At 72.9% G+C, this 23,523-nt stretch carries 20 protein-coding genes; 7 read left to right on the top strand and 13 right to left on the bottom strand.

Annotated elements, in window-relative coordinates:
* Positions 1-78 precede the first annotated feature (78 nt).
* Complete coding sequence (locus ACZOOI_RS11920) at positions 79-654, top strand: TerD family protein (protein ID WP_465280630.1); 576 nt, start codon at positions 79-81, stop codon at positions 652-654.
* A gap of 264 nt (positions 655-918) precedes the next feature.
* On the opposite strand, the gene ACZOOI_RS11925 is transcribed toward ACZOOI_RS11920, so the two are convergent.
* On the bottom strand, positions 919-2,097 hold the full coding sequence (locus ACZOOI_RS11925) for a 4-hydroxybenzoate 3-monooxygenase (protein WP_465280631.1): 1,179 nt from the start codon (positions 2,095-2,097) through the stop codon (positions 919-921).
* 232 nt (positions 2,098-2,329) lie between these two features.
* Between ACZOOI_RS11925 and ACZOOI_RS11930 the strand changes: the two genes are divergently transcribed.
* Positions 2,330-3,013 (top strand): hypothetical protein, encoded by a 684-nt coding sequence (locus tag ACZOOI_RS11930; protein WP_465280632.1) that lies wholly within the window; start codon positions 2,330-2,332, stop codon positions 3,011-3,013.
* A gap of 125 nt (positions 3,014-3,138) precedes the next feature.
* Positions 3,139-3,774: a hypothetical protein gene (locus ACZOOI_RS11935; RefSeq protein ID WP_465280633.1), complete on the top strand. Its 636-nt coding sequence runs from the start codon at positions 3,139-3,141 to the stop codon at positions 3,772-3,774.
* Between the two features lie 80 nt (positions 3,775-3,854).
* On the opposite strand, the gene ACZOOI_RS11940 is transcribed toward ACZOOI_RS11935, so the two are convergent.
* The 7 genes from ACZOOI_RS11940 to ACZOOI_RS11970 all read right to left on the bottom strand — a co-directional run bounded on the left by ACZOOI_RS11940 (position 3,855) and on the right by ACZOOI_RS11970 (position 10,113).
* On the bottom strand, positions 3,855-4,664 hold the full coding sequence (locus ACZOOI_RS11940) for an IclR family transcriptional regulator (RefSeq protein ID WP_465280634.1): 810 nt from the start codon (positions 4,662-4,664) through the stop codon (positions 3,855-3,857).
* 231 nt (positions 4,665-4,895) lie between these two features.
* Entirely contained in the window at positions 4,896-5,264 is a 369-nt protein-coding gene (gene pcaC / locus ACZOOI_RS11945; RefSeq protein ID WP_465280635.1) for a 4-carboxymuconolactone decarboxylase, read from the bottom strand.
* A gap of 46 nt (positions 5,265-5,310) precedes the next feature.
* Positions 5,311-6,111 (bottom strand): 3-oxoadipate enol-lactonase, encoded by an 801-nt coding sequence (gene pcaD / locus ACZOOI_RS11950; RefSeq protein ID WP_465280636.1) that lies wholly within the window; start codon positions 6,109-6,111, stop codon positions 5,311-5,313.
* Positions 6,108-7,466 carry a 3-carboxy-cis,cis-muconate cycloisomerase gene (gene pcaB, locus ACZOOI_RS11955; RefSeq protein ID WP_465280637.1) on the bottom strand — a complete coding sequence of 453 codons (1,359 nt, stop codon included), beginning with the start codon at positions 7,464-7,466 and terminating at the stop codon, positions 6,108-6,110. The genes pcaD and pcaB overlap by 4 nt, the downstream gene beginning before the upstream one ends.
* A complete protein-coding gene (gene pcaG, locus ACZOOI_RS11960) occupies positions 7,456-8,040 on the bottom strand; it encodes a protocatechuate 3,4-dioxygenase subunit alpha (RefSeq protein WP_465280638.1) in 585 nt (194 codons plus the stop codon). The genes pcaB and pcaG overlap by 11 nt, the downstream gene beginning before the upstream one ends.
* Positions 8,037-8,915 carry a protocatechuate 3,4-dioxygenase subunit beta gene (gene pcaH, locus ACZOOI_RS11965; RefSeq protein ID WP_465280639.1) on the bottom strand — a complete coding sequence of 293 codons (879 nt, stop codon included), beginning with the start codon at positions 8,913-8,915 and terminating at the stop codon, positions 8,037-8,039. Before pcaH ends, pcaG begins: the two co-directional genes overlap by 4 nt.
* 10 nt (positions 8,916-8,925) lie before the next feature.
* Complete coding sequence (locus ACZOOI_RS11970) at positions 8,926-10,113, bottom strand: thiolase family protein (RefSeq protein ID WP_465280640.1); 1,188 nt, start codon at positions 10,111-10,113, stop codon at positions 8,926-8,928.
* Positions 10,114-10,485: 372 nt separating this feature from the next.
* Between ACZOOI_RS11970 and ACZOOI_RS11975 the strand changes: the two genes are divergently transcribed.
* On the top strand, positions 10,486-11,163 hold the full coding sequence (locus ACZOOI_RS11975) for a hypothetical protein (RefSeq protein ID WP_465280641.1): 678 nt from the start codon (positions 10,486-10,488) through the stop codon (positions 11,161-11,163).
* A 182-nt stretch (positions 11,164-11,345) separates the two neighbouring features.
* Here ACZOOI_RS11975 and ACZOOI_RS11980 read toward each other — a convergent pair whose 3' ends face one another.
* The 3 genes from ACZOOI_RS11980 to ACZOOI_RS11990 all read right to left on the bottom strand — a co-directional run bounded on the left by ACZOOI_RS11980 (position 11,346) and on the right by ACZOOI_RS11990 (position 14,584).
* Entirely contained in the window at positions 11,346-11,924 is a 579-nt protein-coding gene (locus ACZOOI_RS11980; RefSeq protein WP_465280642.1) for a pyridoxamine 5'-phosphate oxidase family protein, read from the bottom strand.
* 148 nt (positions 11,925-12,072) lie between these two features.
* Positions 12,073-13,599 (bottom strand): putative PEP-binding protein, encoded by a 1,527-nt coding sequence (locus ACZOOI_RS11985; RefSeq protein WP_465280643.1) that lies wholly within the window; start codon positions 13,597-13,599, stop codon positions 12,073-12,075.
* Between the two features lie 475 nt (positions 13,600-14,074).
* Positions 14,075-14,584, bottom strand: a complete 510-nt coding sequence (locus tag ACZOOI_RS11990; protein WP_465280644.1) for a MarR family winged helix-turn-helix transcriptional regulator — start codon at positions 14,582-14,584, stop codon at positions 14,075-14,077.
* A 214-nt stretch (positions 14,585-14,798) separates the two neighbouring features.
* On the opposite strand from ACZOOI_RS11990, the gene ACZOOI_RS11995 reads away from it, so the two are divergent.
* Positions 14,799-15,560 carry an SDR family NAD(P)-dependent oxidoreductase gene (locus ACZOOI_RS11995; protein WP_465280645.1) on the top strand — a complete coding sequence of 254 codons (762 nt, stop codon included), beginning with the start codon at positions 14,799-14,801 and terminating at the stop codon, positions 15,558-15,560.
* A 226-nt stretch (positions 15,561-15,786) separates the two neighbouring features.
* On the top strand, positions 15,787-17,088 hold the full coding sequence (locus ACZOOI_RS12000) for a cytochrome P450 (RefSeq protein ID WP_465280646.1): 1,302 nt from the start codon (positions 15,787-15,789) through the stop codon (positions 17,086-17,088).
* A gap of 1,218 nt (positions 17,089-18,306) precedes the next feature.
* Here the strand turns inward: ACZOOI_RS12000 and ACZOOI_RS12005 are convergent.
* Both ACZOOI_RS12005 and ACZOOI_RS12010 read right to left on the bottom strand, forming a co-directional pair.
* Positions 18,307-19,317, bottom strand: coding sequence for a YidB family protein (locus tag ACZOOI_RS12005; protein WP_465280647.1), 1,011 nt, complete (start codon positions 19,315-19,317; stop codon positions 18,307-18,309).
* A gap of 1,969 nt (positions 19,318-21,286) precedes the next feature.
* Positions 21,287-22,330 (bottom strand): alcohol dehydrogenase catalytic domain-containing protein, encoded by a 1,044-nt coding sequence (locus ACZOOI_RS12010; RefSeq protein WP_465280648.1) that lies wholly within the window; start codon positions 22,328-22,330, stop codon positions 21,287-21,289.
* A 195-nt stretch (positions 22,331-22,525) separates the two neighbouring features.
* Here ACZOOI_RS12010 and ACZOOI_RS12015 point away from each other — a divergent pair, with 195 nt between their 5' ends.
* Positions 22,526-23,257: an acyltransferase gene (locus ACZOOI_RS12015; protein ID WP_465280649.1), complete on the top strand. Its 732-nt coding sequence runs from the start codon at positions 22,526-22,528 to the stop codon at positions 23,255-23,257.
* The last annotated feature ends 266 nt before the right edge of the window (positions 23,258-23,523 follow it).

The following is a 23,523-nucleotide window of genomic DNA, read 5'->3' on the forward strand; positions in this document are numbered from 1 at the left end:
ACGCGTGCCTGCTGCACGTCCGGATCAGTAGCAGTAGCGTCGTCCGCGACGTCATACATCCTCCGGAAGGAAACACCCATGGCCGTGAGCCTGAGCAAGGGCGGAAACGTCTCCCTGACCAAGGAGGCCCCGGGCCTGACCGCGGTCGTCGTCGGCCTCGGCTGGGACCTGCGCACGACCACGGGCGAGGACTTCGACCTCGACGCGAGCGCAATCGTGGTCAACGCGGCCGGCAAGGTCTACTCCGACCAGCACTTCGTGTTCTTCAACAACATGAAGACCCCGGACGGCACCGTCGAGCACACCGGCGACAACCGCACCGGCGAGGGCGAGGGCGACGACGAGCAGATCAAGGTCAACCTCGCCCAGCTGCCCGCGGACGTCGACAAGGTCGTCTTCCCGGTCTCGGTCTACGACGCGGACACCCGCAAGCAGTCGTTCGGCCAGGTCCGCAACGCTTTCATCCGCGTGCTGAACGCCGCCGACAACGTCGAGCTCGCGCGCTACGACCTCTCCGAGGACGCGTCCACCGAGACCGCGATGCTCTTCGGCGAGCTGTACCGCGCCGGCACCGACTGGAAGTTCCGCGCCCTCGGCCAGGGCTACGCCTCCGGCCTCGCGGGCATCGCCAAGGACTTCGGCGTCAGCGTCTGACTTCGCACCGTGGGTGGCCTCGGCGGCCTCAAGCGCGGCTTGGGCTGCGGGCGGCCTCGCCTTCGGCCCCGGTGGCCTCAAACGCCGGCCGGGCTGTTCACAGCCCGGCCGGCGTTTCTGCGCCCCCGATACCCCGCATGCCGAAACCCTCAGCCAGGCAAGTCCAGCCCGGCCGGCGTTTGAGGCCACCCAGCCCGGCCGGCGCTTGAGGCCACATCGCCCGGCAGGCCACCGAGGCCACCGAGGCCGCCACAGGAGACGTGTTCACGAACCCCAGGCGTAGCCGACATAGTTCTCGGCCAGCGAAGCCATCGCCGCGTCGGAGTCCGCCACGTACTCCAGGTGCGCCACCTGGCACCGCCGATCGAACTCGGACGCGTCCGCGCCCGTGTGCAGCAGCGTGGTCATCCAGTACGAGAAGTGCTCGGCCCGCCACACCCGCCGCAGACACGCATCGCTGTACGCGTCCAGCCCGTCCCGCGAGCCGCTGCTCCCGAACCACTCCCCGCACGCATCCGCCAGGAGCCGCACGTCCGCCATCGCCAGGTTCAACCCCTTGGCCCCGGTGGGCGGCACGATGTGCGCCGCGTCCCCGGCCAGGAACAGCCGTCCGAAGCTCATCGGCTCGGCCACGAAGCTCCGCATCGGGGTGATGCCGCGCTCGCTGATCGGCCCCTCGTCGAGCGTCCACCCCGGCACCGCGAGCCGCTCGCGCAGCTCCGCCCAGATCCGCTCGTCCGGCCAGTCGGCGAGCTTCGCATCCGGGTCCACCTGGAGGTACAACCGGCTCACCTGCGCCGACCGCATGCTGTGCAGCGCGAACCCGCGGTCGCTGTACGCATAGATCAGGTCGTCGGTGGACGGCGCGACGTCCGCCAGCACGCCCAGCCACGCGAACGGATAGCTGCGCTCGTAGGTCTTCAGCACATCCGCCGGAATCGTCGGCCGGGACACCCCGTGGAACCCGTCGCATCCCGCGACCAAGTCGCACTCGAGAGTCTCCTCGACCCCGTCCCGGACGAACCGGATCCGCGGCGCGTCCCCCTCGATGCCCTCGATCGCGGTCACCGGCGTGTCGAAATACAGCCGCGCGCCCTCGTCCACGCGCTTGGCGATCAGGTCCTTGACGATCTCGGTCTGCCCGTACACGGTCACCGACCGACCGCCGGTCCGACTCGGGAAGTCGATGTGCCGGTCCCGCCCGGCGAACCGCAGGTGGATTCCGTGGTGCACAAGGCCCTCACGATCCAGCCGGTCCGCCGCGCCCGCCTCGCGCAGCACGTCGACGGTGGCCTGCTCCAACATGCCCGCGCGCTGGCGCTGCTCGCAGTACTCGCGGCTGCGCGCCTCCAACACGACCGAGTCGATCCCCCGGTTGTGCAGCAGCTGCGACAGGAGCAGACCCGCCGGGCCCGCACCGATGATCGCGACCTGTGTCCGCATCCGTCCGCTCCTCACACCGCTGTACCGATCCGCCCCAGGCTTGCCCATCCCGCCCTCCCGACACCCCATCGCCTTCCGGTGGCCGGAAACCCGATCCGTGGGCAGCGTTTGGTCTGCCCAGACCCGGCAAGGCATGAGACGTCGAGCATGAGCGGAAACCCCCGATATACGGAGTGCGTCCGCTGTTATACCTAAATGCACGATCCGAGACCCAACCCATCTGGGAGTTCCCGTGAACACGACAGCGACCGTCATCCTGATCGTGGTGATCGTCGTCGTCCTCGCCGCCGCGGCCTTCTTCGCGGGCCGTCCGATGATGCGGCGCAGGCACCTTCAGGCTCGATTCGGCCCCGAGTACGACCGGGCCGTCGAGCAGTACGGCGACCGGCGCGAGGCCGAGCGCAACCTGGTCGAGCGCGAGCGTCGGCACAGCGAACTCACGCTCAAGCCGCTGGACCCCGCCGCGCGGGAGAAGTACGCCACCGAGTGGACCGCGGTCCAGGAGCGGTTCGTCGACGCTCCCGACGACGCGGTGCAGGAGGCGGACGGACTGATCACCCGGCTGATGCACGAACGCGGCTACCCCACCGGCGCGCACGACAAGCGCATGGAACTGCTGTCCGTCGAGCACGGGCACACCCTGGACCACTACCGCAAGGCGCACGAGATCGCCCGGCGCAGTGAAGCCGGCGAGGCCCAGACCGAGGACCTGCGCCAGGCGATGATCCACCACCGCGCCCTGTTCGACGACCTGCTGGGGCAGCCCTACCGGCCGCGTCGCGCCGGCACCACGTCGACATCCGACTCCGCCGACTCGGCTCCCACGACGCACGACGGCCACACCGACCAGTGGCAGGCCGCGCCGGGCGAGGCGAACTCGCCCCGTCTGGATGCCTCGAAGCCCGAACAACGCTGATCTTCGGCTCGGCCGACACCTCGTCGGCCGGGCCGCCACAAGGGATTCACCCGCCGGGGCGTCCTCACCGGGACGTCTCGCGCAGCGGCGCGACATCCGTCGTACCGGACGAGAGGACCACACCGATGCGCAAGCAGAACTTCCCGAACGGGCCGGGCGCTTCCGGTCCCAGCCGGGACGACGCACCCATAGTCGAGCGCGACGAACGAGACCGCGCCGCCCGCCAGGCCAGGGTCACCGACGGCCCCGGTCCGAGCGTGGACAGCCCGCCCGAGTCGCCCGCCCGTGCCATGCCGCACCAGCAGCACGACCAGGCGGAGCCCTACGGCACCACCGTGCACCCGACACCCGGGGCCGGCCGCGACACGCCGCCCTCGCCGACGAGCCCGCCGGCCGGGGCCGGTCCGCGGGACACGTCCGGCGCCGGGTCCACCAAGGACCGGACCCGGACGGACGACTCCGGCCGTCGAGGCGGCGACGACGTCCACGACGACGATGCGGCCATGTTCGACCGGGCCGCCGCCGAGGAGCTCAACCACCGCTTCCGCGAGGCACTCGCCGGATTCGTGGACAGCCCCGCGGACGCCGTCTCGGAGGCGGACGACATCGCGGCCCAGGTCACCAAGCTGGTGACCGACTCGATTCAGACCCGACGCACCGAACTGGAGCAGACCAAGCGCACTGCCGGTGGGGACACCGAGCAGTTGCGGCTCGCATTGCACAAGTACCGGACGTTCCTGCAGAGCATGCTCAAGCTCTGAGCACACGAGCCACGAGCCATCAGGCACGAGGCGCGAGGCGCGGGCACGACCGCACACTCGGGGCCAAGCGGCGGGGATTTTCACCCACGTGGGTGACAGTCCCCGCCCGCACGCATGTCCGCGTCGCCGCCGATGTCCCCGCTCCCGGTCCAGTGCTGCGCCACATCCCGCGACAGGGCCCTGGCGGCGGTCGTCACGGTCGGGACCAGCCGACGCAGGTCGGCCGTACGGCGTCCGGTCACCAACGACAGCGCGGCGACCACCGTGTCGTGCCGGTCCCGGATCGGCGCCGCCACCGAGTGCGCGCCGACGGTCATCTCGCCGGACGTGGTGGCCACGCCCGTACGGCGGATCTCGGTCAGGCACTCGCGCAGCCGGCCCGGGTCGGTGATGGTGCGCGTCGTGTGCGGCGCGAGCGGCTCGGTCAGCACCCGCTCGCGCAACTGCCTCGGCGCGTACGCGAGCAGCACCTTGCCGACGCCGGTGGCGTGCAGCGGCAGTTCGGTGCCCACCCGGGTGACGATCGGCATCGAGCGGGTGCCGCGCAGCCGCTCCAGGTAGAGCGCCTTCCCCTCGCGCAGCACCGCGAGCTGCACGTTCTCGTGCGTCGCCTCGTACAGGTCCTCCATGTGCGGCAACGCGAGATCACGCAGGTCGGTCGCGGCGTGCGCCTGGGCACCGATGTGCCACAGCTTGACCCCGACCCGGTACGACCCGTCGTCCAGCCGCTCCAGCAGCCCGCCGCCGACCAACTCGGCGACGAGCCGATGCCCGGTGGCCAGCGCGAGATCCGCCCGCCGACACACCTCGGTCAGACTCAACCGCCCATCCCCGGCCGCGAACGCACCGAGGATGGCCATCACCTTGCCGGTAACCGTAACCGGCGTCATAGCCCCACCTCCGTGCCGGGAACTTCCATTCAGTGGAACCCATCTCCCCCACCAAACCAAATCCCCGCCACACCCCGGCCACAGCCGATCCCCCGAACCCCACCGAAATCAGCCCGTCCGGCGTTTGAGCACAACCCACCGCCGGCCCACCAAACCGCAGCCCGCCCCACCAGGCCCACCAACCCCAGCCCGTCCGGCGCTTGAGGACAACGGCCGGCCGCAGGCCAGGGCCTACTCGCCCAACTCCGTGCGCACCCGCTGCGCCACCGCAAAGGCACTGTTCGCCGCCGGCACCCCGCAATAGATCGCCGTCTGCAACAGGACCTCCTTGATCTCGTCCCAGCTCAACCCATTCGTGCGCGCCGCGCGAAGATGCATCGCGAGCTCGTCCATGTGGTTGTGCGCGACCAGCGCCGTGAGCGTGATGCAGCTGCGCGTGCGCCGATCCAACCCGGGCCGAGTCCAGATCTCGCCCCACGCGTAACGCGTGATCAGATCCTGGTAGTCGGCCGTCAGTTCGGTGGTCCCGGCCACCGCCCGATCCACATGCGCGTCCCCCAAAACCTCCCGCCGCACCCGCATACCCTCGGCGTGGCTCATCCGGCCACCCCCGCCGCCAGGCGCGAGCGCACACCCTCGGAATGGCTCATCCTCGGGCCTCCGCCGCCAAGCGGGAGCGCGTCGCCGCCAGGTGCGCACCCATCGCCGAGGTGACCGTCTCCGCCTGCTGGATGTTCGCCAGGTGCGCCGCGTCGGGGACCTCGACCAGCGTCGCGCCGGGAATCCCGGCCGCCAGCTCGCGTGCGTGTTCCAGCGGCGTCGACGGATCCCGCTCCGCGCCGATCACCAGCGTGGGCACGGCGATCCGGCCCAGCTCCGCACGCAGGTCGTAGCGCGCCAGCGCATCGCAGCAGCCCGCATACCCCTCCGGCGGACACGCGTACAACATGTCCAGGATCCGCTGCACGGCCGCCGGCTCGCGCTTGACGTACTCGGGCGTGAACCAGCGCTGGATCACCGTGTCGGCCAGCTGCCGCATGCCCTGCGAGCGCACCGTCGCAGCCCGGTCCAGCCACGCCTGCGGCTCGCCGAAGCGCGCCGAGGAGCAGCACGCGATCAGGGCGGTCAGCCGCTCGGGATGGTGCACGCCCATCCACAGGCCGACCGCGCCGCCGAGCGAGACACCGGCATAGGCGAACCGCTTGATGCCGTACGAGTCGGCCAACGTGAGCACGTCGCCGACCAGGTCGCCGACCGACGCCGTGCCCGGTACCGGGTGGGACGTGCCGTGTCCGCGCAGGTCGTAGCGCAGTACCCGGTGGTGCCGGGACAGCTCCGGGATCTGCGCGTCCCACATACCCAGTTCGGTGCCCAGCGAGGGGCCGAGGATCAACACCGGGGCGTCTGCCGGGCCGTCGAAGCGGTGGTTGAGCGTGGCGATCGTCATTGGTCCTTCTCTTGGAACACGGTGCGATGGTGCGCGAGCGCCCGGTCGATCAGAGCCGGGGCCGAGCCGATGTAGGCGGCCGGGTCGAAAACCGCCTCGTCCAACCGCCCCAGCAGATCACGAAGGGGCCGGCCGGTCCGCGCCGAGGTCCGGGATGCGTCGGTGAGCAGGCTTTGCGCCGCCTCCTTGCCGAGTTCGGCGGTCAACTCGCCGGCCAGCCGCTCGGACACGATCCGCCCGCCGGTCAGCTCCAGGTTGGCCCGCATCCGGTCCGGGAGGACCTCAAGCCCCTCGGCCAGTTCGGCCGCCGTCTCGGCCGCGCCGCCGGCCAGCCGCAGTGCCGCGCGCAGCGGCTGCCACTCGGCGTGCCACGCGCCGGCCGGCCGCTCGTGCTCGGCGCCGGCCATCGACGCGGCCAGCGTAGACACGTACCCGGGCAGTTGCCGGGCGGCCGAGACGATCAGCACCGAGAGCACCGGATTGCGCTTGTGCGGCATCGCGGACGAGCCGCCTCGACCCGCGCCGGCCGGTTCGGCGACCTCGCCCACCTCGGTCTGGCCGAGCAGCGCGACGTCGCCGGCGAATTTGCCCAGCGCGCCGGTGACCTGGGCACAGGCGCCGGCCAGGTCCAGGATCGGGGTGCGCAGCGTGTGCCAGGGCAGTACCGGCTCGGCCAGCGCGAGTTCGGCGGCGAACGGTGCGAGCAGCGCGATCGCGTGCTCGCCGAGCGCGGCCAGGGTGCCCGCCGCACCGCCGAGTTGCGCGGGCAGCGCGGCGCGGACCGCGCGGGTGCGGGCGTAGGCGTCGGTGACCAGGACGCACCACCCGGCGGCCTTGAGCCCGAAGGTGGTCGGGACGGCGTGTTGGGTCAGTGTGCGGCCGGCCATGACCGTGCTCCGGTGCCGCTCGGCGAGGTCGGCCAGCGCCGCGGCGGTCCGGGCCAGGTCGGGCAGGGTCGCGTCCAGCGCGCGGGCGGCCACCAGCATCGCGGCGCTGTCCACGACGTCCTGGCTGGTCGCGCCCAGGTGCACGTGCTCGGCGGCGGCCGGGTCGAGCGCCCGGACCGCCGCGGTCAACTCGCGCACCAGCGGTACGACCGGGTTGCCCGCGCCGCGCGCCCGGCGAGCCAGGTCGAGCACGTCGAACCGGGCCCGGGAGCCGGCCTCGATCGCGGCGGCGGAGGCGGCCGGGATCAGCCCGATCCGAGCCTGGGCCCGGGCCAGCGCGACCTCGACGTCGAGCAGGGCCCGCAGGTGGGCCGCATCGCTCGTGACCGCCTCGACCGCGGTCCCGGCCCGGACCGGCTCCAGCAGCCCGGCGTCGAGCGCATCGGCTGAATCAGCGTCAAACAGCAAGGAAAACGGTCTCCTGCTCGCCCTGGATGTGCACGTCGAAGCGGTAGGAGCCCGATTCCTCCCGCACCGCGATCAGCGTCTCATGCCGACTCGGCGGAACCAGTGCGAAGAGCGGGTCCGCGTGGCGGTCGTCCTCGGGGAAGTACACACGCGTGACCGCCCTGCGCAACATGCCGCGCGCGAACACCGACATCGCCAGATACGGGTTCGCGTCACCGCTCGGCGCGCCGGGCCGCACGGTGTTGAACGCGTACCTCCCGAGCCGGTCCACCGCCGCCCTGCCCCACCCGGTGAACGTGCCGCCGTCGCGCGCGAACGAACCCTGCGCACGCGGGAATCGGCCCGCCGCGTCGGCCTGCCAGATCTCCAGGACGGCGTCCGGGACGGGTTCGCCCGCGCCGTCGTACACGGTGCCGTGCACCCGGATCGCGCCCGGAGCGTGCGCCGGGACCAGGTCCGGGCCGCCGGCGTACGGCAGCGCGTAGCCGAAGAACGGCCCGACGGTCTGGGACGGGGTGAGCCCGCCGTCCGGGTTCGGCGTGGCGCCCTGTGTGCCGGTCGGCCAGGTGTTCATCGGTCCTCCGTCGGGGTCGCGCTCGCGCCGCCGAGCACGATGTCCCACCGATAGCCGAGCGCCCACTCGTTCTCGGTGGTGTCCATGTCGAACGCGGCGATCATCCGGCGGCGTGCCCGGTCGTCACGGACCGCGTTGAAGATCGGGTCGTACGCGAACAGCGGGTCGCCCGGAAAGTACATCTGGGTGACCAGACGCTGGGTGAACGCGGTGCCGAACAGCGAGAAGTGGATGTGCGCGGGTCGCCAGGCGTTGTGGTGATTGCGCCAGGGGTAGGCGCCGGGCTTGATCGTGACGAACCGGTAGCGGCCCTCGGCGTCGGTGAGGCAGCGGCCCGCGCCGGTGAAATTGGGGTCCGTCGGCGCCGGATGCTGGTCGCCCTTGTGCAGGTAGCGGCCGGCCGCGTTCGCCTGCCACACCTCGACGAGTTGATTGCGCAGCGGGCGGCCGGACTCGTCCAGCACCCGGCCGGTGACGATGATCCGCTCGCCGAGCGGTTCGCCGACGTGTTGCCGGGTGAGATCGAAGTCGAGCGGGTGCACGTCGGCGACGCCGAACACCGGGCCGGTGAGCTCGGTGTCACCGCTCGGCGGGATCACCAACGGCTGTCGGGGGCTGCGCAGTCGGGTGCTCTTGTAGGGGGCGAAGTCGAACTCGGGGAGTCGGTGCGGGGTGGCCTCCGGGCGCGGTTGTGCACCGTCCGTGGCGCCGGCGCGGGTCGCACCGCCGGGGCCGTTCGTGCCGTTCGTGCCGTTGGTGCCGCCGGCGCCGTTGGTGCCGTTGGTGCCGGCGAACCCGGGAGCACCGCTGGTACCACCTGCGCCGGCGGCACCGCCGGGGCCGCCGGGGCCGCTCGTACTGCTCGTAGTGCTCATCCGAAAGTCCTCACTTCTCCAGCGTGACGGCCAGGCCCTGGCCAACCCCGATGCACAGCGCCGCCATCCCGAAACCGGTGCCGCGTCGGTGCAGTTGGTGGGCGAGTGTGCCGAGCACCCGGGCGCCGGAAGCGCCGAGCGGGTGGCCGAGCGCGAGCGCGCCGCCGAGCGGGTTGACCACGGCCGGGTCCAGGTCGCTCCATTCGCCCAGGCAGGCCAGCGCCTGGGCGGCGAACGCCTCGTTGAGCTCGACCACGTCCAGGTCGGCGAAGCCGCGGCCGGCCTTGGCCAGCGCCCGACGGGCCGCCTCGACCGGGCCGATCCCGAAGTACTGCGGCTCGACGCCGTGCACGCCGCTCGCGGTGATCCGGGCCAGCGGTTCGCGGCCGAGTTCGCGCAGACCCGCCGCATCGGTGACCAGGAGCGCGGCGGCTCCGTCGTTGAGCGGTGAGGCGTTGCCGGCGGTGATCGTGCCGTCCGGCCGGAAGGAGGGCTTGAGCTTCGCCAGCACCTCGACGGTGCTGCCGGGCCGGATCGACTCGTCCCGGGCCGGGTCCACGCCGGCGACCGGCACCACCTCGTCGGCGAACGCGCCGGCGGTCCACGCGGCGTCGGCCCTGGCATGCGAGCGAGCCGCGTAGGCGTCCTGGGCGTCCCGGGTCACCCCGTACCTCGCGGCGAGTTGTTCGGTGGCCTCGCCGAGGCCGACGGTCCACTCGGCGGGCATGCGCGGGTTGACCAGCCGCCAACCGAGCGTGGTCGAGTGCAGAGTCTCGTGGCCGGCGGGGTAGCCCCTGCCGGGCTTGGCCAGCACCCACGGCGCGCGCGACATCGACTCGACGCCGCCCGCGACCACGATCGACGCGTCACCGACCGCGACGGCGCGCGCCGCCTGGATCACCGCCTCCAGGCCGGATCCGCACAGCCGGTTCACCGTCACGCCGGGCACCGAGGTGGGCAGGCCCGCGAGCAGCACGGCCATCCGCGCCACGTCCCGGTTGTCCTCGCCGGCGCCGTTGGCGGCGCCGAACACCACGTCGTCGATCCGCGCGGGGTCCAGGCCGGGCGTACGGTCGACCAGCGCGCGCAGCACGGACGCGGCCAGGTCGTCCGGCCGCACCTCGGCGAGCGCACCGCCGTAGCGGCCGATGGGCGTGCGTACGGCGTCCACGAGATAGACGTCCCTGAGCCCGTTCATGCGGTCTCCCCTCTGTGCCGGCGGCGGTGTCCCTCCCGCACACGGTGCCCGGTCGCCTCCCGCCGCGGGCCGCTCGCCTTCCGCTCAGCGGAAGCCGGTGCCCCGGAGCGCCCGGTTCGATCCCGGATTTTTGCCCGACCGCGACCACCGGGCCGGGGTCGCACCGCTAGTGCCGCGCCCGGCAACGTTTGCCCTGTCGCGGTGTTCGGTGCGGTGCATCGGCGTGCCGCCGGAACGTAGTACTCGGACGTTTCGGCGGGGCGGCGAGGTGCCGTGCCGGGCGCCGCGACGGGGTGAACGTTGCCGGGCGAGGCGCTAGCCTCTGATCGCCCTGCCGCAACTGCGGCGTGGCTCCACGGGGAGGCGACGCACATGGCGGTGCGCAAGGCAACGATGCAACGACAGATCGCGGAGGCGGTGGCCGCCGCCAACCCGGGTGATCAGCCGCTCGCCACGATGTTCGTGGTCCGCGGCCCGAACCCGATGTTGTTCGCGCTGTTCGGTGGGATCGGCGCGTTGATCGGGGCGTCGATGTCCGACTACTACTTCTTGACGGTCACCCAGCAGGGGGTGATGTTCCACAAGGCGAGCGCGCTCTCCAGCAGGCCCAAGGAGGTCGCCTACGCGCTGACCCACGCCCAGGCCGGCGCGCTGGTCTCCGAATTGAAGATCAACAGGACCTGGAGCCGGATGCACTTCTGGTTCCCCGGCCGGGACCGCCCCGCCAAGCTCAATTTCCCCCGCCCCTGGCGCGCCGAGGGCGAATGGATCTTCCGCTTCCTGATCGATGCGTACAACGCCTCCGGCGGCCAACAGCAGCCGTACGGCGCCCAGGTCCCCAACCAGCACGCACCCCAGCAGAATCAGTACCCGGGCCAGGGTCCGCAGCCGACGCAGCCGCCGAACCAGTACCCGGGCCAGACCCCCCAGGTGCCGCAGGCCGCGAACCCGTACCCGGTCGGGCCGCCGCAGCCTCCCGCCGGCTACCCGCCCCAGGCCCCGAACCCGTACGCGCAATACCCCCAACAGGGCGGCCCGCATACCGGCTGACCCAACCCACCCCGCCTGCTCACGCCCCCGGCGGCAGGCGTCGATCCGGCGAACCCGACGTCCCGACGACGAAGGACGACCCACCCACGCCCCGGCGCCGACCCGCCGGCGTGGCGGGCGGATGCCGGACAGGACCCGGCCACGCAGGCCGTAGGCCGTAGGCCGTGTCCGGCGGATACGGCCTAGCCGCGCAGCGGAAGGGGCAGCGGGACGGCGGGCAGGCCGTCGATACTGGCTGCGTTGTAGGGCTTGTTGCCGGTGTACTCGACGAATTCCGCGTCGGTCCTGCGGGACATGAACTCCTCGTGCAGCGTGCGCTCCTCGCGGTAGTCCATGAACGGGACCGCGTAGCCGCAGGTGTCGCTGATCAGCGTCGCGCGCACCACCACGACCGCCCGCAGTCCGTCCCCGTCCGCGTCGCCGAACCGGGCCACCAGGTCGGGAAAGCGCGGATCGTCGCGGAAGACCGCCTCGCCGACCCCGTGCACCCGAACGATCTTCGGCGGGCCCTCGAACGCGCACCACATCAGCGTGATCCGGCCGTTCTCCCGCAGGTGCGCGATGGTCTCGGCGTGGCTGCCGCCGAAGTCCAGGTAGGCCACCGTCGTGTCGTCCAGCACGGCGAGCGTGCCGGAACGGCCCTTCGGCGACACGTTGACGTGCCCGTCCTCGGCGAGCGGCGCGCTCGCCACGAAGAAGACCGGCTGGGCCTCGATGAACGCTCGCAGGCGGCCGTCTATGTGCGCATACGTCTTTCCCATGTCCGCATTATCCGGGCCGGCCCCGATCGACCCCATCGAATCGTCCGATGGTCTCGAACCACGGACACCCCGCCCGATCTCGGAAGCCGGCCCGTCCGGCCGTCCCGCGCGTCCCCGGCCGCCCCGCCTCCGTCCCGGACGGCGCGTCTCAGTACGCCCGCACCGCCGCTCGCACCCGGGACAGCGCGGTGGGCGCGACCGACACCGCATCGCAGCCGAGCCGGACCAGATGCGGCAGCACCGCCGGATCCGCCGCGGCGTCCCCACACAGCGACACCGCGCGACCGCGCGCGTGCCCGGCCCGGATGGTCTGCGCGATGGCGTCCAACACCCGCGGATGCGCCGCCGAGGCGGGGGTCAGCCGCGGGTCGTCCCGGCTCAGCCCGAGCAGCCGGGAGGTCAGGTCGTTGGTGCCCAGCGACAGGAAGTCGGCGTGCTCGGCGAGGTCGTCCACCTGGTCGAGCACCTGGGGCAGTTCCACCATCGCGCCCAACGGTGGTGGGGCCAGCCCCAGTTCCGCACAGGCGGCGGCGAGCAACCCCCGGACATGCTTGATCCGCCGGGGATGGTCGACCATCGGCAACAACAGCGCGACCTCGACGCCCGTCTCCGCCGCCGCGCGCATGATGCCGCGCAACTGCGCGGTCAACGCGTCCGATCCGGGCAGCGTGATACGCCGGTCGCGCAGGAACGGCGGCCGTTTGTCGCCGGTGAAGTCCAGGGTGCGCACCACGACCGGCCCCGGCGGCACCGCGGCCAGCACCGGTGCCAGCACGGCCACCTGTCGCTCCTCGTCCGGCCAGCCCGACTCCTCGGTGAGGAACGGAAGTTCGGTCCGCAGCAGGCCGACCCCCTCGGAGCCCGCCTCGGTCGCCGCGAGCGCGTCCGAGACGGTGGCCACGTTCGCCCGGACCCGGATCCGCCGCCCGTCCCGGGTCATCGCCTGCCCCGCACCGCCACCGGGCACCCGCCGAGGCGCCGGGATGGTGCGCACCCGCGCGCCGGCGTTGGCCTCGACCGTGCCCGCCTCGCCGTCCACCAGGATCAGGTCCTCGGCCAGCTCGGCCAGCGCGGCCACCGGGATGCCCAGGACCAGCGGTATCCCCAACGACCTTGCCACGATGGCCAGATGCCCGGTCGGTCCGCCCCGCTCGGAGACTGCCGCGGCCGGCTGCGGGCCGCGCAGCAGGTCCACCGCCGCAAGCTCCGCGCCGACCAGCACCGCGGGTGCGCCGCCCGGGAGTTGCCCGCCGGTCGGGTCCTCGCCGCGCAGCAGCGCCTCGGCCTGTCGGCCCACGTCGCGCACGTCCACCGCACGCTCGGCGATCAGTTCGTCGTCGAAGCCGGCCAGCAGGTCGGCGAAGTCGTGTACGGCCGCGGCCAGCGCGTCGATCGGCGCCAGGCCCGCCGCCAGGTGTCGCGCGGCGCCGTCACGCAGTTCCCGATCCCGTGCGATCAGGGCGGCGAACTCGACGATGTCCGCCTCCGCCGGCCGCCCGCGGGTACGCAGCGCGCCGGCCAGGTCGTCCATGTGCCGGGCCACGGTGTCCAGCGCCTCCGGGATGTCGGCCGGCGCCGCCGGGGTCGGCACACCGCCCGCACCGACCCGGGCCACCACGAGCCGGCCGACCGCGGAACCCGGTGCGGCCCCCGTGCCGCGCAGTACCGCGCTCATGCGACCCGGGCACGGTCGCGACCGGTCCAGTGCAGCTCTCCCACGGTGCGTCCCCTTCTTCCCACGTCGTCCAACCGCCGCACGTCGACGCGCGCCGGTGGGCGCGCGGGCGCCGCGACCGGTAACGGTTGCCGGCACGACACCGGTTCGACCCGGCGCAAGACAACCGCCCGGTCTCGCGACACAGTCTGGTGGACACACGGACCGTGTCCAGCCCGGCCGCACGCAAAGGGGGCGGATGGGGACGGTGGGGCGCACGGAGGGGGAAGTGGGGGACGCGGGCGCGGACTCGGCCGGAGTCGTCGGGCCCGCTTGCTCGGGTGCGCTCGGGTGTACTCGGGCTTGCTCGGGTGCGCGAACTCGGCCGGGTGCGCTCGGGCTTGCTCGGGTGCGCTCGGGCGCGCCGACTCGGCCGGACTCTTCGGGCACGAATCGTCGGGCCCGGCCGGCGGGCCCGCTCGGATGGGCCAGCGGCTCAGCCGGGCTCGTCGGCCTCGCGATAGCGGACCGCGGACAGGTCGTCCACGAAGCGGCCCATCAGCGCACCGAGCGTGGCCAGGTCGTCGTCCGTCCAGCCGGACAGCGCCTCCTCGAAGTGCCGGTCGCGCACCCGGCGCAACCGGCGGACCACGCCTCGGCCCTTGGGGGTCAGTCCCACCCGGGTGATCCGGCCGTCGCGCGCGTCGGTGGTCCGGGTGACCAGTTCGTCCGTCTCCAGCTTGCGCAACTCCCGGCTGACCAGCGACATGTCCATCCGGGCGAGCTTGGCCAGATCGCCGATGGCCAGCCCGCCGCCGCCCGCCTGCAACCGGGTCAGCAACACCACCGCGGGCTGCGAGACCTGTGCGCGCGAGGCGCTGGTGAGTTCGCCGTGCACGCGGCGGCTCTGCTGGAGTCGGATCAGGCGTTCGAGCGCGGTCTGGACGTGATGCCGCGACTCGTGTCGTTCCGAGGAGGGGGTGGGCAACTCGGCTGACGGGGGCACTGGGCGAGTCCTCCGGAGGGGAAGCAACGCCATACGGTTTCGTATGGCGGAGGCGGGCGTTCCACAGTCTAGGTGTGCGTCCCGACCCCACAGAAGGTAATTGATGGAGTCCAGCATTGACACGTGTAGAGGCCGGTGGTTGGCTGCGCGCGTCAAGATCGACGCCGTGCGTGAGCGCCGCCGTCGAGCTCATCGATCACCCCGGGGGGCCCGCGTGTTCGCACTCGACGGCAGGTCGGCAATGGTCACCGGCGCGGGCCAGGGCGTCGGCGCGGGCATCGCCCGCCTGCTCGCCGCGCAGGGCGCGGTCGTCGCCGTGAACGACCTCGACCCCGAGCGCGCCGAACACACGTGCGCCACGATCCGCGACGCCGGCGGCCGGGCGTTCACCGCCGCGTTCGACGTGACCGACCCGCAGGCCGCACTCCTGGCCGTACGCACCTTCGAACGCACCGTCGCCCCGATCGACATCCTGGTCAACAACGCGGGCAACGGCGGCGCCGAGGGCTTTCGCCCGACCACATTCCGCCGGAGCGTGCCCGAGGACTGGCAACGCTTCGCCGACGTCAACCTGTTCGGCGTGATGGCCTGCACGAAGGCGGTGCTGGACGGGATGTGTGCGCGCCGTTTCGGGCGGGTGATCACCATCGCATCGGCCGCGGGGGTCAGCGGTCAGTCGTTCGGCATCTCGCTGTACGGAGCCGCGAAGGGCGGCGCCATCGCGTTCATGCGCCACCTCGCGATGGAGAGCGCCCGCGACGGCGTCACCGCGAACACCGTCGCCCTGGGCCTGATGGATCCCCGTCCCAGCGGCCGCGAACTCGCGCACACCGCGGACCAGGCCAAGCACATCCCGGTCGGCCGGCTCGGCACCCCCGAGGACGCGGGCGCGGCCTGCGTCTTCCTCGCCTCCGACGAGGCCGCGTGGATCACCGGCCAGACCATCCAGGTCAACGGCGGCGCGATCACCACCTGAGAGGCCGGATCAGCTCAGCGCTCGGATCAGCTGAGCGCCCGGATCGCCTGGGGGCGGACCGTCCGGGGTCGGACCGTCTGGGGGCCGGACTGACTGGGCCGGACCACCTGGGAGTTCGAATCACCCGGGAGGCCGCGGATCACCCGGGAGCCCTGGATCGGCGAACGCATGTGTGCTGCACTGATACCGAACCCGCGAGTAACAACGCGCGATCGGAGTGACCGGCATGACGGCCGAGACGGCTGGACCGAGCACCACCGACCCCAATCCCCGGACCTGGCCCGCGCAGGTCCCGCTCGCCGACCTGGACTTCTGGTCGGGACCCCTGGCCGCCCGCGAGGCAGGCTTCGCGCACCTGCGCGAGACGTGGCCGATGCCGTACTACCCGGAGCCGGAGAGCCCACTGGAGCCCGGCCCCGGCTTCTGGGCGCTGACCCGGCACGCGGACGTCGCGGAGGCCACCCGCCGACCCGAGGACTTCTGCTCGGGTCGCGGTGCGACCCACATCCCCGACTTCCCCCCGGGGTTCGGTGAGTTCTTCGGCTCGATGATCGAAATGGACGACCCCCGACACCAGCGGCTGCGCCGGATCGTCGCCCGCACGTTCACGCCCAGAATGATCAAGAAGTTCTCGGACGACGTGGACCGCACCGCCAGGACGATCGTCGACGAGGTGGCCGAGCGCGGCTCGTGCGACTTCGTCACCGACGTCGCGGCCCGGCTGCCGCTCCGGGTCATCTGCGACATGATGGGCGTACCGGAGAAGGATCATCGTTTCGTCTTCGACCGCTCGAACGTGATCCTCGGTGTCGCGGACCCGGAGTACGTGCCCCAGGAGGGCGGCGGCCACATCGAGGCACTGCTCACCGCGGGCGCCGAACTCGCCGAACTGATGAAGGACCTGGCCGAGTTCCGGCGCGGCACCCCCACCGAGGACGTCACCTCGGCGCTGGTGAACGCCGAGATCGACGGGGAGAACCTGACGGCGGACGAACTCGCCTCGTTCTTCATCCTGTTGCTGGCCGCGGGCAACGAGACCACCCGCAACGCGATCTCGCACGGACTGTGGCTGCTGACCGAGAATCCCGACCAACGCTTGCTCTGGCTCTCCGACTTCGAGCGTTACGCACCGACCGCCGTGGAGGAGATCGTCCGACTCGCGTCCCCCGTGGTGTGGATGCGGCGCACCGCCACCCGGGACACCGACCTGAACGGCAAGCAGGTGCGCGACGGCGACAAGCTGCTGCTGTTCTACTGGTCGGCGAACCGGGACGAGGCGGTGTTCGCCGACCCGGGACGGTTCGACCTCACCCGCGACCCGAACCCACACGTCGGCTTCGGCGCCCGCGGCCCGCACTTCTGCCTCGGCGCACACCTGGCCCGCCGCGAAATCACCCTGCTGTTCCGAGAGTTGCTGGCCCGACTCCCGGACATCCGGGTAATCGGCGAACCCCAACGCCTGCGCTCCAGCTTCATCAACGGCATCAAACACATGACCTGCGAATTCACCCCAACCCACCGAACCTGACGTCGGGTTCGACTGGGCGGGGGCGGGGGCGCGGGACGGGGGGCGCGGGGGCGGGGCGCGAAGACGCACGCAGGCTCGCCTGGGTGTGGCGCGGGGGCGCGAAGGCGCGGCGAAGACTGACGCCGGCGCGAAGGCACACGCAGAGTCCGGCGTCGGGCGCGAAGGCGCGCGCGAAGGCCGGCGCCCGGACGAAGGCGCACGCGGAAGCCGACGCGGGGCGCGAAGGCGCACGCGAAGTCCGACGCCGGGCACGAAGGCGCGCACGAAGTCCGACGCCGGGCACGAAGCCACGTACGAAGTCCGACGCCGGGCACGAAGGCGCACGCGGAAGGCCGACGCCGGGCACGAAGGCGCACGCGGAAGGCCGACGCCGGGCACGAAGGCGCACACCGAAGGCCGACGTCGGACGCCAAGGCGCACGCGGAAGCCAACGCTGGGCGCCGGGGGCGGGGTGCGGCAAATCGAGCCCTGCCAGGAGTGGCAGGCCGAGTCGGGCGCCAAAGGCGCACGCGGACACCGACGCTCGGCGCCGGACTCGCGGTGCGGCGAGTCGCGCCTGCCGGGCCGGGGCGGCGGGTCGGGGGCGCCGGGGTCGCCGTCGGGCGTGGGGTGTATCTGCTTCGCGGGTGGGGCGGGGTGGTGTGCCGGAGTCGGGGGTGCGCGGAGTCGAGCCCTGCCAGGGGAGGCAGGCCGACTGGGGCGCCGAGGCGCACGCGGACACCGACGCCGGGCGCCGGGGCCGGGAACGGGAACGGGACGGGAACGGCGAGTCGAGCCTGCCGGGGCCGGGGGCGGCGGGTCGGGGGCGGCGGGGGCGACGTCGGGTGGTGGGTGGCGTTGGGCGTGGGATGTGGGTGTGGGGTGTATCTGCTTCGCGGGTGGGGCGGGGTGGTGTGCCGGGGTCGGGGGTGCGGCGTTGCTGCTTGTTGGGCGCCTTCGGCGCCGGCTCGCGAGGCACCACTTTTTCTTTCCCCCGCTTCGCTCCTCCAAGAAAAAGCGGCCCCTCGCTCGGGACGGTGTGTCCCTCCGCTTCGCTCCGGGCCACACCGTCCACACTTTGCGGCTCCGCCGCTCTCCGCGCTGCGCGCGTCGATCACTGTGGGTGGCCCGCCTCGGGGGCGCTGACGCGCCGGGGGGTGGGCCGGGCGCGGGCGCGGTGTCGGATGGGGACGGCTTGGCCTCACGGGGTGCGGGCTTGGCCCGGGACGCGAGCGCAGGCTAGGGCTTGGTCCCGGGTGCGGGACCGGGCTTGGCGTCGGATGCGGACTCGGTCCCGGACTTGGACGCAGGCCCGGGCTTGGCTTCGGTGTTGGACGCCGGCCTGGGCGCGGACGCGGGACCAGGCTTGGCCTCGGTCCCGGACGCCGACCCGGACTTGGCCCCGGACGCAGGACCGGGCTTGGGCTTGGGCTTGCTCCCGGACGGGGGCTCGGGCTTGGCCTCGGCTCCGGACGGGGACCCAGGCTTGGGCTCGGCGCCGGATTCGGACCCGGACTTGGCCTCGGACGGAGGACCGGGCTTGGGCTTGCTCCCGGACGGGGGGCCGGGCTTGGGCTTGGCCCCGGATGCGGGACCGGGCTCAGCTTCGACGGCGGATGCGGAGCGGGGCTTGGCGTCGGTCCCGGACGCGGACCCGGCCTTGGCCTTCGCCTTGGCCTTGGCCTCGGATTCACCGGATACGGGCTTGGCCTCGGCCTCGCTGGGCGCTTCGGCCTCCTCTACCTCCCGGGCCTTGGGCCCGCCCGGGGTGGTCGGGGGCGCGCCTTCGGTGGGCGCCTCGGCCCCGGCTCGCTCCGCCGGCCCGCCCGGGGCCGCCGCCGGGTCGATCAGCGCATCGATCTGCTCGGGGGCCGGTACCTCGCCCTCGGGCGTCACCGCGTCCACCACCCGCGGCAACGTCGCCGCGAGCGCCGCGGCAGTCTCCTCCTTGGTCATCCCGGCCTGGCCGGCCAGGCGGACCATCTCCTCCTCACCGAGCGCGTCGGTGATCTCCTTGCCACTCACGGGCTGATTGCGACCGGTTTCCACCCATGACTCGACCTGCTCCCCCAGGCCGCCGGCTCGGAGCGTGTGCAACAACGTACCCAGCCCGCCGGAGTCGCCCTGCTTGGTCAGCATGCCCAGCACCACCCGAACCAGCCCCTGATCCCCGCTGCCGCCCCGCCCACCGAGAAGGCCGCCCAGCAGGCCGCCGAGTCCACCGGGAAGGCCCATTCCGCCGCTGCTCATCCGTCTTCTCCCTGCGCAGGTCGCCATATCCGGCTCCCATAGTGGGGTAAATAGGACAGTACTTTGCGGTGGGCACGTCGACAGTAGGCCCATCGGGCGACTAAGCAGCCCCTCTCTGACGGGTCCGCGGTGCGCACCGGCCGAGCGTCAGAGCACTCCCCCCGCCACCTCGACGCCCGCCCGCCCCGACGACAGACCCGCCCACCGCTTGACGAACGGAGTGCGGGGCCACCGGCGGCCAGACCGCCTGAGCCGCACACCGGCCCCTATCCCGGATCCCTACGCCCCCGGCACGACAACGACCTTTGCCCCGGCCGACCCCGACGTCCTTTCGGCGCGCCGGGGTCGGGGGTGCGGCGGAGCGGGTGTGCCGGGGTCGGGGGCGCGGCGAAGCGGGTGCGTCAGAGTCGGGGGTGCGGTGGAGCAAGCCAGCCAGAGTCGGGGCGCAACGTTGCTTCTTAGTTGGGCGCCTTCGGCGCCGGCTCGCGAGGCACCACTGCGGGTGCGCCAGAGTCGGGGCGTGGCGAAGCAAGCCAGCCAGAGTCGAGAGCGCAGTGAAGCAAGCCCGCCAGAGTCGGGGGCGCGGCGTTGCTTCTTGTTGGGCGCCTTCGGCGCCGGCTCGCGAGGCACCACTGCGGGTGCGCCAGAGTCGGGGCGTGGCGAAGCAAGCCAGCCAGAGTCGAGAGCGCAGTGAAGCAAGCCCGCCAGAGTCGGGGGCGCGGCGTTGCTGCTTGTTGGGCGCCTTCGGCGCCGGCTCGCGAGGCACCACTTTTTTCTCTCCCCCGCTTCGCTCCTCCGAGAAAAAAGCGGCCCCTCGCTCGTGACTTCGTGTCCCTCCGCTTCGCTCCGGGCCACGAAGTCTTGGTTTCGCGGCTCCGCCGCTCTCCGCGCTTCGCGCGTCGATCACTGTGGGCGGCCCGCCTCGGGGGCGCTGACGCGCCGGGGGGTGGGGGGTCGGGGAGAGGGGGGTCGTGGGGACGGCGGGGTGGGATGCCCGAGTCGGGAGGGTGGCGTTGCCCGGTTTTGGTGAGCCGCTTCGGGTGCCGATTCGTGGCGGGCCCGGGGCCGCCGAGTTCAGCCGCGGTTCGGCGCCCCGACCCACGCATCCCGGCCGCCGACCCGCGAACCCGCCCCACACCCGACGCCCACCCCGCCACGTCGGCGTCCCCGACTTCGGCCCGCAACGAGGGCTCCCCTCCCCGACCCCGGTCCGTCGCGCGGGCCACACGCGCGACCCCGGCCCACCACCCCACCCACCCCCGGCGCGTCAGCGCCCCCGACCCGGGCCACCCACAGTGATCGACGCGCGAAGCGCGGAGAGCGGCGGAGCCGCAAATTGTGGACGGTGTGGCCCGGAGCGAAGCGGAGGGACACACCGTCCCGAGCGAGGGGCCACTTTTTCTTGGAGGAGCGAAGCGGAGGAAAGAAAAAGTGGTGCCTCGCGAGCCGGCGCCGAAGGCGCCCAACAAGCAGCAACGCTGCGCCCGCGACTCTGGCTGGCTTGCTTCGCCGCGCTCTCGACCCTGGCGCACCCACTCCGCCGCATCCCCGACTCTGGCGGGCTTACACCGCCGCACCCCCAAGCCCGGCCCGCCCCCTCCCCCGCGCCCTCGACCCCGGTCGGCCCGGCCCGTGGCACCCCCGACCCCCGTCGACCAGGCTCGGCCCACCACACCCACCACGCCAACCCCCGGCCCACCACACCCGCGCCCCGGCCCCCCGACCCGCTTCCCCCAAAACCCCGGCAGGCCCAACTCACCTCGCCCACAACCCGCCCACAACCCGCCCAAACAAACCCGCCCCACCCACGACCGCGACAACCACCCCACTCCCCCAACGCAGCCCAGCGCCCCGACCCACGCCCACCCCCACCCCACTCCACTCCACCCCAGTGGCCAACCCGCGAAGCCGCAAGCATGGACTCCCTGGCCCCTCGCGCCCCGGCGCGACGAAGCGCCCACCAAGACCGTCAGCAGGTCGGGTCGAACAGCACCTTGAGGCAGCCGTCCGCGCGGTCGGCGAAGGTGCGGTAGCCGTGCGCGGCCTCGGTCAGTGGCAGCCGGTGGGTGAAGACGTCCACCGGGACGAGTCGGCCGTGCCGGATCAGCGGGATCAGCGTCGGCCAGGTGGAGGCCACCGGCGCCGTGCTGAAGCGCAGCGTCACGTTGCGGATGATCAGCAGTGGAACCGCGAGCGGGAATGCGAAGTTCGCGTCCACGCCGACCACCGAGACGGTGCGCGACGTGCGCACCGAGGCGATCGCCGCGGCCAGCGTCGCGTCCTGCCCGACCGCCTCGATCACCGCGTCCGCGCCTCGGCCGCCGGTGGCCGCCATGACCTGCTGGACCAGGTCGCCCGAACCCGCGTCGATCGGCTCCGCGCCGAGGCGTTCGGCCATCGCAAGCCGCTCCGGCACCCGGTCGGCGGCCAGGATCCGGCCCGCGCCGAGCACCTGGGCCGCCTGGAGGGCGTACAGGCCGACCGGTCCGAGCCCGATCACCAGCACCGTCGCGCCGGGCGTGATGTCGGCCCGGGTCGCCGCCGTCCAGCCGGTCGGCAACGCGTCGGTGAGCAGCACCGCGTGGTCCACCGCGACGTCCTCGGGCACCGGTAGCAACCACGCGTCGGCCGCCGGGATCGCCACCGCCTCGGCATGGCCGCCGGGCAGCCCGAGGTCGCCGCCGAGCACCCGCATGCCGCCGCCGACACAGTCGATCGGATTGCCCGCCCGGCAGCCCGCACACCGCCCGCAGCCGAGCACCGGCGACACCAGGACCCGATCGCCCACCGCGATCCGGCCCACCTCGGCGCCGGTCTCGATCACCGTGCCCACCACCTCGTGCCCCGGCCGCAACCCGGCGGCCGGGAACTCGCCCTCGTAGAAGTGCAGATCCGAGCCGCACACCGCACTCGCCTCGACCCGCACGATCGCCCCGTCCGGACCGGTGAGCACCGGGTCCGCGACCTTCTCGACGCTCACGTCCCGGGTTCCGTTGATGACGACGGCACGCATGTCCACTCCCCTGACCGGTTCACTCACCCGAGGCCGGAAAACCCGGACTCGGCAGGCAGTAACGCTGTTCCCTGCGGCAGTAACACTGTTACAGAAGCCCTCGGAAGCCAACCCCGGACCGGCTGGGATCGGCCCGGCGTGACGTTCGTCCCACGTCCGGCCGACCCTCGCGCGAGCGTCGGTACCGTGATCGCCATGTCGCTGTCGCAAGCCCTGCGCGGGCACGCCCGGGGCGCTCTCGCGCGCGCCGCGCACCGAGGCTGGCGTGCGCTGCAACGCGCCGCCTCGATCACCCCGGAGCAGCCCGGCCCGTATCGCTTCCGGGAGTTGGGCGCGCGCAGCAAGCTCGCCTTCCCGGTCGGCTCGGTCTTCGGCGAGCAGTGGATCACGGTGGGCGCCGGCTGCATCATCGGCGAACACGTCACGCTGTCCGCGGGGCTGGCCCCGGGCCACGACCTGGGCACGGCGGCGGTGGTCACCATCGGCGACCGGTGCACGATCGGGCGCGGCAGCCACATCGTCGGACACCGCTCGATCACCATCGCGGACGACGTGTGGACCGGGCCGTACATCTACATCACCGACCAGAACCACAGCTACGCCGACCCGGACCGACCGATCGGCACCCAGTGGCCGATCAACGACACCGTGGAAATCGGCCCGGGCAGTTGGATCGGCGCGGGCGCGATCATCCTGCCCGGCGCCAAACTCGGCCGGAACGTGGTGGTCGCCGCCGGTTCGGTGGTCCGCGGCACGGTCCCCGACCACTGCGTGGTGGCGGGCGTGCCCGCGAAGGTGGTCCGCCGACGCACCGAATCCGGCTGGGACCCGCCGCTGCGGCACACCCCCACACCACTCCCGGACGGAATCACCCACGACGAACTGGTCGCCCTGCTGACCGAGTACGACGCCTCCGGCGGCCAGTAGACCCCGCCCCGGAAACCCCCGCCGGCCCCGCGACGGCCCATCGCCCGAGTTCCACGCGAAACCCCGGCCGAGCCCGAAACCACAGCCCACCGACCCGGACCGGGCAACCGAGCCGGACACCGCAACCCGCCGACCCCGGCCCGGCCGACCGAGCCAGGCACCGATCCCCGCCGACCGGGGCCGGCCCACCCAACTCGGCACCGCAACCCCCCGGCCCGGCCGCCCCACCAAACCAGGCACCACGGCCCGCCGAACCCGAGCCGCCC

It is taken from the genome of Embleya sp. L77, assembly GCF_055557415.1.